We start from the raw sequence: 13,018 nt of genomic DNA, 5'->3' as shown, positions 1-13,018 counted from the left end.
TTTTAATTTACTTATAAAGCTCCATTAGCTTTTTAAACTCTGGGCTAGCACAATTCATTGAAGGCACTGTTGGAGACTTTCCAACAACCCCCCTCAACTTCCCATCACCAGAAAAGTCTAATCCAATCTGACTATAAGTATTTATATCTGTGTAAGGCCCTGTATTAATTATAAGATCTACAATTTCTAGTTCACCTTCATCAAAAGTAAAGTCCATGCCATCCTCTTGTTCTTTATCTAATAATGCTGATACTGTTTGATTCCCTTTAGTTAAACTTACTTTATTGCCTTGTTTAACTAAAATACATTTTTCATCAGAATCAGTAGCAACTAAATTACTTTCTGAAAAATCATCAATAACCTTCTCAGAGCATTTATTATATTGTTCCATATTTTCTGTTTTCGGAAGTGCTTGGCAAGCATCTTTATTAAAGCCAAAAACTTTTGCTACACTATTATTTAGAAATTCTATTTTCTCAGGTATTTGAGATAAATTTCCATCTTTAATTAACATTAACAGTGCATCATAGTCTTTAATATTTCCATTATTCTTAATAGTTTCCAACAACTCTTGAATAGCTTGAGGAATAGGGTTATTTGCTTTCATCTCAGTATTAAATAGATCTATATCATTATTAATACCGTATCCCTTTTTAATAAGTTCAGCTACCAAAGCAGAATTTGCCAAATTTAACTTTTCTTTAGTTATACTTCCAGATTGATACCACGTTACAGGAACCTGGTTACTTGCATAAGCAACAACCATATCCGTAAGCGGGTTAATATTTACACTTCCCTCATGATCGATATAACTATGATAAGTTTGCCCATTAGCTTTCACCTCTAAACGACAAGGAAATTTACTGGTGTCTATTTCTCCTTGCCATTGTCCTTGTGCATTAACAATTACATTATCTTTAAAACCAAACCCATCTTTACAAATTGCTGTTACATTTTCCCCATTTAAAGCAGAAGTTGAAAATGCAGTACCAGAGATTACTTTATAAGCAACTTGATTTTGGGTTGATTGTGCAATTTTTTCTTCACTGACACTTTTGCTATTTTCATTACCACAGGCTACAAGTAATATTACTGAGAGTACGCCCGTAATTTTAAAAATTATTTTCATATTAAATCACGTTATTAAAGCATTAAAGATTTTCATATCACCAATAAAAAATATTCATGGCGAAATAAATTAATTTTTTGATTAAGAAATTGATATCAAAAAATTTGCACGTGATTATATAGAAATAAAATTAATGTCAAAACATTATATTTAATTATGTATTAAAAATAATTAAAACATAAAAAACGCCCTAGAAAGGACGTTATTTATTATTTCTTCTAATAAATTAATTTGGAGTGTGATACATCAAATATAATTCATTCAAATTATCTGGAATTTCTTCTGCCAGTTCATCCATTAACTGTCCATTGCGACGGAAAGATTCCATCTGTGGATCTTCTTCATCAATTCCGCTAAAAACCATGATCGGTAAAGTTAAATCAACCAATTGTTCTTCATACTCAGGAGCAAACCATGCTTCTTCGTTTAAGAACATTGCGTCAACAAAACCAACACTCCAATCGCCTAGACTTGACTCAACATCCGCTTCCTCAACTTCAAATGGAAATTCAATTCCATTTTCATTTGCTAAATCTTGACGAATCGACTCTAACCAAAGTTTGATTTGAAGAATGATCTCAGCAGGAACCTTTTTATGGTTACTATCAAATAATTCATCTAACCAACGGTCAAATTGAGGACCTACTGCAATTGCACATAAAAAACCATGAGTTGCAGCAAAGTCTAGACCATACTCATTGTGGTCTCCATCTAGATATTCACTTAACTGGTCTAAATCTAATGCACTCATTGTGTTACCTGACTTTAAAAGAAATTGACGATAGCATAGCACTTAAGCCGACGATGCCCTATTTAGTTTTGATCAGTCTTCATCATCAAGATCATCATCGTCTAAATCATAATCGAAATCTTTTAACTCACGCTCTAAACGACGCTGTGCCAATAGATCATCAATTAATCTACGTTTTTCCAACGATTCTTTTGCACTGATTTTGCCTGATGACTCATCAAAACCGACATCATCATCATCGCCGTAGTTATCATCTAGTTCAAAATCTGTAGAAGACACTAAAACTACCTCATAATGAAAAAATGTGAATGGGTCTAGCCGCTATTTATCTTTCTTACTTTTCCTTGTCAAGTTTTATTTATATTTTTTTCATTTAATTGCTCATTTGTACTGTTTTTCACCCAAAAAATTGTGTATTTATAAAACACCATAATCTTTCGATAAGGGAAGATTTGTACAAATTTTTCTATGATTTAAACTTGAAAAAAATGATTTTAGCCCAATATTCAAAAAATAGTCGTGAATTCAAAGATATTTTTTATTTAACGGTCATCGATCAAAGCCAAAACATTTCAAGCAAATTGTGCTATCATGCACGGTTTTTCACTGCCACAGATTCAACAAAGAGTAAGCAAAGATGAGCGATATGCATTCCCCTACTTCTCAAGTAGCGGCTCTGATTAGCCGAGGCAAAGAACAAGGTTACTTAACTTACGCTGAGGTTAACGATCATCTGCCGGACTCGATTACTGAAAGCGAACAGATTGAAGACATTATTCAGATGCTTCAAGACGTTGGTATTCCTGTACACGAGCGTGCACCTGAATCTGACGATACTATGTTCGGTGAGTCAACTGACACAGCAGATGAAGTTGCTGAAGAAGAAGCTGCTGCCGTACTTGCATCGGTTGAAAATGAGCCTGGACGTACGACAGACCCTGTACGTATGTACATGCGTGAAATGGGTACAGTAGAACTATTAACCCGTGAAGGTGAAATCAGCATTGCCAAACGTATTGAAGAAGGGATTCGTGATGTCCTGAATTCAATTGCTTACTGGCCAAATGCGGTTGAAGTTGTATTAAAAGAATATAATGATTTTTTAACTGGCGAACGTCGTCTTGCAGATATTTTATCTGGTTACCTCGATCCTGAAACTGATGAAGATATTCCTGAAGTTTTGGAAGACGTTGAGGAACTTGAGGAAGAAGACGAATCATCTTCAAAATCAACAAAAGAAGTTAAGCTTGATGATGACGATGAGGAAGAAGAATCTGAAGGTGATGATGACTCTGAAGGTGATTCAGGTCCTGACCCAGAAGTTGCAAAAGTTCGTTTTACTGAATTAGAAGCAGCATGGACTCAAACAAAAGCTATTATTGAAAAACATGGCCGTAATAGCCGTGAAGCAAATGAAGCACTTGAGTCTTTGGCAACTGTATTCATGATGTTTAAATTTACTCCACGTTTATTTGACATCATTTCAGAAATGATTCGTGGCACTCACGAACAAATCCGTGCTAATGAACGTGAAATTATGCGTTATGCAGTACGTCGTGGTCGTATGGATCGTACTCAATTCCGTACATCTTTCCCAAAACAAGAATCTAATCCAGCTTGGTTAGATGAACAAATTGCTAAAGCTCCTGCTGAAATTAAGGCGCATTTAGAAAAAGTTCGTCCAGATGTTCTAGCATTCCAGCAAAAGATTGCAGATATTGAGAAAGAACTTAATTTAAGCGTTGCTGAAATTAAAGATATTTCTAAACGTATGGCGATTGGTGAAGCCAAAGCTCGTCGTGCTAAAAAAGAAATGGTAGAAGCTAACCTTCGTTTGGTAATTTCGATTGCGAAGAAATACACCAACCGTGGTTTACAGTTCCTTGACTTGATTCAAGAAGGGAACATTGGCTTGATGAAAGCTGTAGACAAGTTTGAATACCGTCGCGGTTATAAATTCTCGACTTATGCAACTTGGTGGATTCGTCAGGCAATTACCCGTTCTATCGCAGACCAAGCACGTACAATTCGTATTCCTGTACATATGATTGAAACGATTAACAAGATTAACCGTGTTTCTCGTCAGTTATTGCAGGAAATGGGCCGTGAACCTACTCCAGAAGAGTTAGGTGAACGTTTGGAAATGGATGAAGTTAAAGTTCGTAAGGTTCTTAAAATTGCTAAAGAACCTATTTCAATGGAAACTCCAATTGGTGATGATGAAGATTCGCATCTTGGGGACTTTATTGAAGACCAGAACATCACTTCTCCAATTGATGCTGCGACTTCAGAAGGCTTAAAAGAAGCAACTCGTGAAGTTCTAGAAAACTTAACTGAACGTGAAGCTAAAGTATTGAAAATGCGTTTTGGTATCGATATGCCAACTGACCATACTTTAGAAGAAGTTGGTAAACAGTTTGATGTAACGCGTGAACGTATTCGTCAAATCGAGGCGAAAGCATTACGTAAATTACGTCACCCTTCTCGTTCTGAACACTTGCGTTCTTTCTTAGAGAATGACTAAGTTCTGAAATCTTGAAATTTCGGTACTAGTCCCCATTTAATAGAAAGAGCTACAAACGCCTGCGATGATGCAGGCGTTTCACATGATGAGGTTACTTATGTTAGACCGCACTCCATCTCGCGAACTCCGTGAAGACCTTTGGGTATTTCCAATGGACTATCCAATTAAACTGATTGGCGATGCGGGTGAAGAATTACGTATAGCTGTAGTTGATATTCTAGTGAAACATTTTCCTGACTTTGACCAATCAACGTTAAAAGTACAAGAATCTCGTACAGGCAAATACCATTCATTAACCGCACAATTACGTTTTGATGAATTGGAACAAGTTCATGCTTTGTATGCAGACTTGGCTGCTTGCCCGCAGATCAGAACTGCACTTTAATTTTAAGATGCCATGACAAATTTCGTGTCATGGCATTTTTATTTCTATCAAGCTTATTATAAATAATTACAAATATTTAGAATCGTTTAAGCAAAATACTTTAAACTCATCAAGAGCATATTTTCACAACCTAAAAGTGAAGTTGCTCTTCTGTTAAGTACATCGCACAGGAAAATGTTTAATGAGCCTTGATAAACCCACTTTGATTATTCGTCAGTGGAACGATTTACAAGATTATCAAAGCAAATTCGAATTGATGAAAAACCTGACTAATCAACGTGATGAAAATACACCCGATGAGCTGTGGTTACTCCAGCATCACGAAGTTCTAACTCAAGGTCAGGCAGGAAAACCTGAGCATATTCTAATTCCATCTAACATTCCTGTGGTTCAAACTGACCGTGGTGGGCAAGTGACATGGCATGGACCTGGTCAACTCGTTGCTTACTTCATGTTTGATCTTAATCGTCTGAAGTGGAATGTGCGTACATTAGTCAGTTTTGCTGAACAATTTATGATAGATGTTTTAAAGAAATATAATATTGAAGCATATGCAAAACCTGATGCTCCAGGTGTATATGTAAATGACAGAAAAATAGGTTCCTTAGGTTTCAAAATTCGTCGTGGTCGTAGTTATCATGGTCTAGCCTTAAACCTAGACTGTGCATTAACTGGTTTTCAAACAATTAACCCATGCGGTTATGCTGGTTTGGAAATGGTTCGCATACAAGATTTGGTGACTCCATATCCATCATTTGAACAACTTTGTCAGGACTTTATTGAGTATATTAAGACATCTGGTCACTTTAATGACCCTGAAGTCAAAATTGAATAAATGATTTTGAGATGGAATAAAAATATATTAGAGTAATTACTCTAAATTTGCTTTTGCATAATTTTAAGAAGGGATAGCAAGTGATTTCGACAAAAGCTGTAAAGCCCACTCTGCAACTTGCCTACGTTAAGCTCATGATGGACGTTGTTGGTCGAGGCTTAGTCATGGCAAGTCAGGTTGATAGTGAAATACAAGAGGAAGTGTCTAAATTTCCTGTTCACTTTGTACTTTCAATGAATGTTTTCCCAAATGGACCAGCATTTTTTGCACGAGTGACAGAAGATAAACAATTAGAACTGCTGAAAAGAGCGGAAAAAAAACCTGATTTAACCATCACTTTTAAGCATGTGACACATGCATTTTTGGTGTTCTCTTTTCAGGAAAGTACCGCTCAAGCATTTGCAAATGACCGCATGATTGCTGATGGCGATGTATCCGCAGCAATTCGTTTAGTGCGCTGCCTAAATAAAATGGAATCTCTCATTTTACCAAAATTGGTAGCGTCACTTGCAGTTAAAGAATATCCAACCGAACTCACCCTAAAAGAAAAATTCAACGAAGCTGCAAATATTTACTTAAAAGTAGCTAAGTCTTACTTCAAGCGGAGCGCATAACATGGCTAAACCATATTACGAATTCTTTTGTCCTGTAAAAGTCATTGCCGGTAATGCTGCTTTAGAACATATTCCGTTTGAACTTGCAACTTTAGGTGCAAAGCGTCCACTTATCATTACAGATAAAGGTGTCCGTGCAAATGGCTTACTCAACCCTATTGAAGCTGCATTTAGCACGACTGATGCGGTGATTGGTCATGTTTTTGATGATGTCCCACCAGACTCAAGTCTTGAAGTAGTTCGTCTTGCTGCTGAAGCTTATCGCACAAATAAATGTGATGCGATTATTGCTGTTGGTGGTGGCTCTGTTATTGACACCTCTAAAGCAACCAATATTTTAGTCTCAGAAGGTGGAAATGACCTTCTTCAATATTCTGGCGCTCATAACCTACCAAAACCGTTAAAGCCATTTTTTGTGATTCCGACCACTTCAGGTACAGGTTCAGAAGTGACTATGGTTGCGGTGGTTTCCGACACACAAAAGAATGTTAAATTGGCATTTGCTTCATACTATTTAATGCCACATGCTGCAATCTTAGATCCACGCATGACATTAACATTGCCACCTCACTTGACGGCAATGACTGGTATGGATGCATTAACACACTGTGTGGAAGCATATACATGTATGGCAGCCAATCCACTCAGCGATGCTTATGCGAGTGCAGGTATTAAAAAGATTAGCGAAAATCTATTTAACGTTTTAGAAAATCCAAATGACTCACAAGGTCGTTTAGAGCTTGCACAAGCTTCCACAATGGCAGGTATCGCATTTTCCAATTCGATGGTAGGTCTTGTACACTCTTTAGGACATGCATTAGGTGCGGTCGCTCACCTGCCCCACGGTTTATGTATGAACCTATTCTTACCTTATGTGCTTGAATACAACAAACAAGTAAATGGTCAGAAAATTGGTGAGTTACTATTACCTCTAGCTGGTGCAGATATTTATGCCCAAACTCCAGCAACCCAACGTGCAGATAGAGCAATTACGACTATTCTAGCAATGCGTGATCGCTTGTTTAGCCTAACCAAGTTACCTCGTACCTTGCGCGAAACTGGTAAGGTTACTGAAGCTCAACTTGATGAAGTTGCTGAAAAAGCACTAAATGATGGCTCTATTATTTATAATCCTAAGGAAGCAAGCTTAAAAGACATACGCGAGATCTTACAAAAAGCTTGGTAACTTAAGTTTTAGATATTTAAAGTAAAACTTAAAGGTCTGATTTTTATGATAAATCAGACCTTTTTTATATCTATGAATTTTTATTCATCATTTTCTTTGGAAATATGGCAAAAAATTTGCTAAAAATTCCACGAAAGTACTGACAATTTGCATCAATTTAGGATAGATTGGCGCACTTTATCTTTTATGTAGGGGGGATCGTTCGTCTCAAACGATCCTTAACACCAAGCTGATCCTTGATCAACGATTATGAGGATAACGCCGTTGACAAACTTATCTGGGACTAAACCAACAGCTAAGCTCCAAAAGAATCTTGTGCTATGGCACATCATTATTATTGGTTTAGCTTATATTCAACCATTAACTTTATTTGATACTTTTGGTTTAGTATCAGAACGAAGTGGTGGTCATGTACCTACTTCTTATATTTTTGCGTTAGTTGCAATTTTATTGACGTCAATCAGTTATGGACACATGATCAAACGCTATCCTTCTTCAGGATCAGCATACACCTATGCCCAAAAGTCAATTCACCCTAATGTTGGTTTTATGGTGGGTTGGTCATCTTGGCTAGACTATTTACTTTCACCACTCGTCAATATCATTTTGGCCGATATTTATTTAAGAGCATTGTTTCCGGAAGTAAATAATTGGTTATGGGTTATTGGCTTAACTGCATTAATGACTGTTATTAACTTATTCGGCGCACGTTTTGTTGCTCGCTTTAACAGTACAATTGTAGTTATTCAACTTGGTGTTATTTTTTACTTTGTTTATCAAGTGTATACCTTGCTTACCCAAGGTGTATATGCTGACGGTACGCTAAATCCGGATAAGGCTGAATTATGGTCACTCACTCCTTTTTGGAATGATATGACCTCTATTAGTGCTTTGATTGGTGGTGCAACGGTACTGTGCTTTTCTTTTACAGGTTTTGATGCTTTATCTTCACTTGCCGAAGAAACAAAAGATGCAGAAAAAACACTTCCAAAAGCGATTTTTTCAACAGCACTTCTTGCTGGTGTCATTTTTATCATAAGCACTTACTTTATCCAGCTGTATTTCCCGAGCAACCCTACTACGTACTTTAAACCTTTAGATGAATCACAACCTGTGATGGTTGCAGCAATTGGTAGCATTGCATTTAAAACATTAGTTTTATACTTTGCCGTGGTTGCAGTAATGGCATCGGGTATTTCAGCACATGCTGGTGTATCTCGCTTAATGTATGTTATGGGACGTGATGGCGTTATCAATAAAAAGTTGTTTGGTCATATTAGCCCAAGATTACATACTCCAACTTACAACATTCTTATTGTTGGTGTAGTTGCGCTGTCTGCTGGCTTTTTAGACCTTGAACATATTGTTAACTTAATTAGTTTCGGGGCCTTAACTGCTTTTAGTTTTGTAAACTTCTCTGTAATTTCGCGTTATGCGCTTAGAGATGGTAAAAACAAATCTGTTAAAGATATTATTAATTACATTATTGTACCGACACTTGGTTTTGCCAGTGTGTTCCTAATGTGGTTGGAAATTGACAAGCTTGCTTTACAAATTGGCTTGGCTTGGGCAGTGGTTGGTGTAGGTTATCTTGCTTACAAGACCAAAGGCTTTAAATACAATGCTCCTCAACACAACGAGCATGAATAATAAAAAAGGCGCTCAAAGCGCCTTTTTTTATGGACTTATTATCCAAATATTTTATTTACAATACCTTGTACGCGTTTTGCATAAAGTTTTGCTGTTTCCAAGTCCCCTGTTGGAATCTCGTCTACACTTGCATCAGATGGCGACTGAACAAGTAAACCTACTGAACCGCCTAGGTTATTTACATCTTCACGTGTTGCACTTTTTGTATTTGATGGCGGCAATCCAAGACTCACCCAAATACCGCCGTGTTGTGATGCTAAAGTTTGTAATTGGATAAGCGTAACTTGCTTATCACCATTTAGACTTGCACTATTGGTAAAGCCTGCAAATACTTTATCTTCCCAACCACGTGTAAACCAAATTTTTGAAGTTGCATCAGCAAATTTTTTAAATTGCCATGGTGCTGTACCCATGTAAGTTGGAGCACCGAAAACAATACCTTTTGCATTGTTTAATGTTTCCCAATCTTGCTCAGTAATATTACCTTCCTGATCAATCTGGATAAGTTGAGCATTAATTTCATTAGCAAAAGTTTCAGCAACTACTTTCGTGTGGCCATAACCAGAGAAATATACAACCGCAATATTAGAATTAGACATGGGATAAACCTGTGTTTTATTAAATTCCATTTTATGATATATTTTAGAAACTAGGTGTCAATTAGTTACCACTTGGTAACTAGTATATTTTTTTAGAAATAAGTAGGTAAATGGTATGAATGAATGTCTAAAATACAATATTTTTCAACAACATTGCCCTGCTCGTTTATTTTTTGAAAAAATTGCAGATAAGTGGGTTTTACTCATCTTAAATATTCTTGAGGAAGAAACGCAGCACTTCAATCTACTCAAAAAGAATATTCAAGGTATTTCACCTAAAGTCTTGTCACAAAAGTTAAAAATGCTAGAAAGAGATGGCTTTATCGAACGCAAGATTCAAGACACTTCACCTATTCGTGTTGACTATTCACTTACACCATTAGGCCAAAATGTCGCTTCAATGGCCTTCCAATTAAAAGAATGGGCTGAAACAAACATTGAGCAAGTTTTAGCAGCACAAATCACCTATGATGAAAAAGTACTAGAACAAGCTTAAATTAAAATTAGATTAAAAAAATAGGTGGTGTTTCAAAAAGTATGCTGAAACAAAGCAGGTTGAATTTTGATAAAATAGAGAAATGCGAATAACTCTAGAAATCAAATGTCCAACCTGCCTCAGTGACAGTATAAAGAAAAATGGCATCAAAGTAGATGGGAAACAAAACTATCAGTGCAAAGACTGTAAACGTCAGTTTATTGGTGACCATGCTCTGAGCTATCTAGGATGTAATTCAGGCATTACTCGAAAAATATTACAGTTGATGGTCAGAGGTAGTGGTATACGAGATATCGCTGAAGTTGAGCGAATCAGTATCGGTAAAGTTTTACGTACTTTAACCGAATCGACCTACCAAATTCAGCCTAAACAAAGTCATTATGAGTCTCTTGAAGTTGATGAGTTTTGGACTTTTGTGGGAAATAAAAATAATAAACAATGGCTTATTTACGCCTACCATCGAGAAACAGGTGAGATTGTTGCTTATGTTTGGGGTAAAAGAGACTTAGCTACAGTTCAACGATTGAAAACAAAGCTTAAACAATTAGGTATTCACTACACCCGAATTGCAAGTGATCATTGGGACAGTTTCATAACTGCTTTTAAAAACTGCAAGCAAAGTATTGGTAAATTTTTTACTGTAGGTATTGAAGGTAATAATTGCAAAATAAGGCATCGAATTAGGCGTGGTTTTAGAAGGAGTTGTAATTTTTCAAAAAAGATTGAAAACCATTTTAAAGCTTTCGACTTAACCTTTTTTTACATCAATAATGGCTTCATTTAATGTCAGCATACTTTTTGAAACACCACCAAAAAATAAGGCCTTTACTGGCCTTATTTTTTATTTAAAGAGTTAACAAATTAACCTAAATTTTTAAAACCTTGCTGACGCCATGCTTCGTAAACAATTACAGCCGTTGCGTTAGACAAATTCAAACTTCTAGAGTTTTCAGCCATAGGCAAGCGAATCCACTGCTCTTGAGGGAACATCAAACGAACATGCTCAGGCAAGCCGCGTGTTTCTGGCCCCATCAGTAAAGCCACAGGTCGATTCAAATCAACTGTATGCGGAGTTGCAGAACCCTTTGTCGTTAGAGGAAAGACATGCTCAACACCTTTTGACTTTAAGTCTGCGAGGCATGCTTCAATATTGTCCCAAATCTGCATTCTTGCCCATTCATGATAATCAAGCCCTGCACGTTTAAGCTTTTTATCATCAAGCTCAAAACCTAAAGGCTTAACCAAATGCAATTGAGCCCCTGTATTCGCACATAGTCGAATAATATTTCCTGTGTTTGCAGGAATCTCAGGCTCGTATAGAACAACATGAATCACTTAATTACTCACTTAAATTACTTTTTGGTTAACTCAGGCAATCATTAACTTGATCAAAGATAATTATTAGCCCATTAGTTCCACTGTAACTGTTCACGCAGACGCACGACCTCACCAATAATCGTGAGAGTCGGCGCATGAATTTGATGTTCTGTCACTTTAGATGCGATATCAGCAAGTGACCCCACCACAACCTTTTGTTCAGGGGTTGTACCCTTTGAAATTAATGCAACTGGCATATCTGGGCGCTGTCCGTGAGCGATTAATTGCTCACAAATACGTTCCAAGCCTACTAAGCCCATATAAAGAACTAAAGTCTGGTTCTCATATACCAGCTCATTCCAAGGAAGCTCAGGAGAACCTTCTTTTAAATGGCCAGTTAGGAAACGTACACTCTGCGCATAATCACGATGAGTGAGCGGAATACCCGCATAAGCTGAACAGCCTGATGCTGCAGTAATCCCCGGAACCACCTGAAATGGCACACCAGCTTGGAATAATTCTTGGATCTCTTCACCACCACGCCCAAAAATAAACGGATCACCACCTTTTAAACGACAAACGCGCTTTCCTTGTTGAGCATATTCAACGAGTAAAGCATTGATCCCATCTTGGGGAACCGAATGATTTGAGCGAGCTTTTCCGACATATATTTTTGTCGAGTCTCGACGGCATAACTCTAAAATAGGTTGAGATACCAAACGATCATAAATGACCACATCAGCTTGCTGCATTAAACGTAAAGCTTTTAAGGTAAGCAGTTCAGGATCACCAGGACCTGCGCCCACTAAATAAACTTCACCTTTAGGTGCTTTCCACTCCTGCAATGCTTGTTCAAGCATGCTATCGGCAACATCTAGGTTATCGTTAAAAACCTGCTCTTTTAAGGGACTTGCATACAAGTTTTCCCAAAAAATACGGCGTTCATCGGGATTAGAAATTTTTTCTTTAACCTTATTTCGCCATTTTCCTGAAAACTCAGCTAACTTCCCCATTCCATGCGGAATGGATATCTCTAACTGTGTGCGGATTTGACGAGATAAAACAGGAGATGTCCCATTTGAAGCAACCGAAATCACTAAAGGTGAACGGTCAATAATCGCAGGAACCATAAAACGGCAATGTGGAATATCGTCAACACTGTTTACGAGTAAATTACGTACTTCACATTGCTCGAAGACTGTTTTATTGACTTGCGGATCATTGGTCGCGGCAATGACGAGTCGATATGGTGTACTTAAAAACTTTTCAGAGAAAACTTCAACAAAATGCTGACCATTTGTTGTTGTTACTAATTGCAGAAGCTGTTCTTCAATTTCAGGAGCAACAATATCAATTATTGCTCCCGCCTTAGCTAATAAGGTTGCCTTGCGTAAAGCAATATGCCCTCCGCCCACAATCAGACAACGTTGCTGCTGCAACTTCAAAGAGATTGGAAAAATATCCACCTTAAACCTCTACATCAATCATCTGATTATGTTTAAGCAAAAAACGTGCACAATTTAGATGCAAAG

At 37.2% G+C, this 13,018-nt stretch carries 14 protein-coding genes; 8 read left to right on the top strand and 6 right to left on the bottom strand.

All coding sequences use genetic code 11. From position 1 onward, the window contains the following. Positions 1–7 precede the first annotated feature (7 nt). The 3 genes from F985_RS23800 to F985_RS23790 form a co-directional block, all read right to left on the bottom strand. Positions 8–1,129 carry a hypothetical protein gene (locus tag F985_RS23800; RefSeq protein WP_004705886.1) on the bottom strand — a complete coding sequence of 374 codons (1,122 nt, stop codon included), beginning with the start codon at positions 1,127–1,129 and terminating at the stop codon, positions 8–10. Between the two features lie 226 nt (positions 1,130–1,355). Continuing rightward, the gene (locus F985_RS23795) at positions 1,356–1,880 is read right to left on the bottom strand and encodes a YecA/YgfB family protein (RefSeq protein WP_004705885.1); all 525 of its coding nucleotides are present in this window, start codon (positions 1,878–1,880) and stop codon (positions 1,356–1,358) included. Positions 1,881–1,952: 72 nt separating this feature from the next. After that, positions 1,953–2,159, bottom strand: coding sequence for a PA3496 family putative envelope integrity protein (locus F985_RS23790; RefSeq protein ID WP_000099358.1), 207 nt, complete (start codon positions 2,157–2,159; stop codon positions 1,953–1,955). A gap of 358 nt (positions 2,160–2,517) precedes the next feature. Here F985_RS23790 and rpoD point away from each other — a divergent pair, with 358 nt between their 5' ends. The 6 genes from rpoD to F985_RS23760 all read left to right on the top strand — a co-directional run bounded on the left by rpoD (position 2,518) and on the right by F985_RS23760 (position 9,074). Beyond that, positions 2,518–4,404, top strand: coding sequence for an RNA polymerase sigma factor RpoD (gene rpoD, locus F985_RS23785; protein ID WP_004705884.1), 1,887 nt, complete (start codon positions 2,518–2,520; stop codon positions 4,402–4,404). A 97-nt stretch (positions 4,405–4,501) separates the two neighbouring features. Then, positions 4,502–4,789 (top strand): YbeD family protein, encoded by a 288-nt coding sequence (locus F985_RS23780; RefSeq protein WP_002051390.1) that lies wholly within the window; start codon positions 4,502–4,504, stop codon positions 4,787–4,789. Between the two features lie 181 nt (positions 4,790–4,970). Beyond that, positions 4,971–5,624 (top strand): lipoyl(octanoyl) transferase LipB, encoded by a 654-nt coding sequence (lipB, locus tag F985_RS23775; RefSeq protein WP_004705883.1) that lies wholly within the window; start codon positions 4,971–4,973, stop codon positions 5,622–5,624. Between the two features lie 80 nt (positions 5,625–5,704). Continuing rightward, positions 5,705–6,238: a hypothetical protein gene (locus F985_RS23770; protein WP_004705882.1), complete on the top strand. Its 534-nt coding sequence runs from the start codon at positions 5,705–5,707 to the stop codon at positions 6,236–6,238. 1 nt (position 6,239) lies between these two features. After that, a complete protein-coding gene (locus tag F985_RS23765; protein ID WP_004705881.1) occupies positions 6,240–7,424 on the top strand; it encodes an iron-containing alcohol dehydrogenase in 1,185 nt (394 codons plus the stop codon). 264 nt (positions 7,425–7,688) lie between these two features. Further along, positions 7,689–9,074 (top strand): APC family permease, encoded by a 1,386-nt coding sequence (locus tag F985_RS23760; RefSeq protein ID WP_004705879.1) that lies wholly within the window; start codon positions 7,689–7,691, stop codon positions 9,072–9,074. 38 nt (positions 9,075–9,112) lie between these two features. Here F985_RS23760 and F985_RS23755 read toward each other — a convergent pair whose 3' ends face one another. Then, positions 9,113–9,673, bottom strand: coding sequence for a flavodoxin family protein (locus tag F985_RS23755; RefSeq protein WP_004705878.1), 561 nt, complete (start codon positions 9,671–9,673; stop codon positions 9,113–9,115). A 115-nt stretch (positions 9,674–9,788) separates the two neighbouring features. Between F985_RS23755 and F985_RS23750 the strand changes: the two genes are divergently transcribed. Together F985_RS23750 and F985_RS23745 are read left to right on the top strand one after the other, a co-directional pair. Next, entirely contained in the window at positions 9,789–10,169 is a 381-nt protein-coding gene (locus tag F985_RS23750; protein WP_004705877.1) for a winged helix-turn-helix transcriptional regulator, read from the top strand. An 82-nt stretch (positions 10,170–10,251) separates the two neighbouring features. Beyond that, complete coding sequence (locus tag F985_RS23745; RefSeq protein WP_001223318.1) at positions 10,252–10,953, top strand: IS1-like element ISPa14 family transposase; 702 nt, start codon at positions 10,252–10,254, stop codon at positions 10,951–10,953. Positions 10,954–11,030: 77 nt separating this feature from the next. On the opposite strand, the gene F985_RS23740 is transcribed toward F985_RS23745, so the two are convergent. Both F985_RS23740 and cysG read right to left on the bottom strand, forming a co-directional pair. Further along, a complete protein-coding gene (locus F985_RS23740) occupies positions 11,031–11,504 on the bottom strand; it encodes a tRNA (cytidine(34)-2'-O)-methyltransferase (protein WP_002051239.1) in 474 nt (157 codons plus the stop codon). Between the two features lie 74 nt (positions 11,505–11,578). Next, entirely contained in the window at positions 11,579–12,952 is a 1,374-nt protein-coding gene (gene cysG, locus F985_RS23735; RefSeq protein ID WP_004705875.1) for a siroheme synthase CysG, read from the bottom strand. Between the last annotated feature and the right edge of the window lie 66 nt (positions 12,953–13,018).

The sequence above is a fragment of the Acinetobacter seifertii genome (assembly GCF_000368065.1).
GTDB classification, from domain to species: Bacteria; Pseudomonadota; Gammaproteobacteria; order Pseudomonadales; family Moraxellaceae; genus Acinetobacter; species Acinetobacter seifertii.
The sequence above is the reverse complement of the archived record's forward strand: the minus strand, read 5'-3'. Positions and strand labels throughout refer to the sequence as shown.

Bases quoted from the DNA above. Each gene is read 5' to 3' on its own strand.
- F985_RS23795 (WP_004705885.1), bottom strand. From the start codon at position 1,880: ATGAGTGCATTAGATTTAGACCAGTTAAGTGAATATCTAGATGGAGAC.
- lipB (WP_004705883.1), top strand. From the start codon at position 4,971: ATGAGCCTTGATAAACCCACTTTGATTATTCGTCAGTGGAACGATTTA.
- F985_RS23755 (WP_004705878.1), bottom strand. From the start codon at position 9,673: ATGTCTAATTCTAATATTGCGGTTGTATATTTCTCTGGTTATGGCCAC.
- rpoD (WP_004705884.1), top strand. From the start codon at position 2,518: ATGAGCGATATGCATTCCCCTACTTCTCAAGTAGCGGCTCTGATTAGC.
- F985_RS23750 (WP_004705877.1), top strand. From the start codon at position 9,789: ATGAATGAATGTCTAAAATACAATATTTTTCAACAACATTGCCCTGCT.
- F985_RS23800 (WP_004705886.1), bottom strand. From the start codon at position 1,129: ATGAAAATAATTTTTAAAATTACGGGCGTACTCTCAGTAATATTACTT.
- F985_RS23780 (WP_002051390.1), top strand. From the start codon at position 4,502: ATGTTAGACCGCACTCCATCTCGCGAACTCCGTGAAGACCTTTGGGTA.
- F985_RS23745 (WP_001223318.1), top strand. From the start codon at position 10,252: ATGCGAATAACTCTAGAAATCAAATGTCCAACCTGCCTCAGTGACAGT.
- F985_RS23765 (WP_004705881.1), top strand. From the start codon at position 6,240: ATGGCTAAACCATATTACGAATTCTTTTGTCCTGTAAAAGTCATTGCC.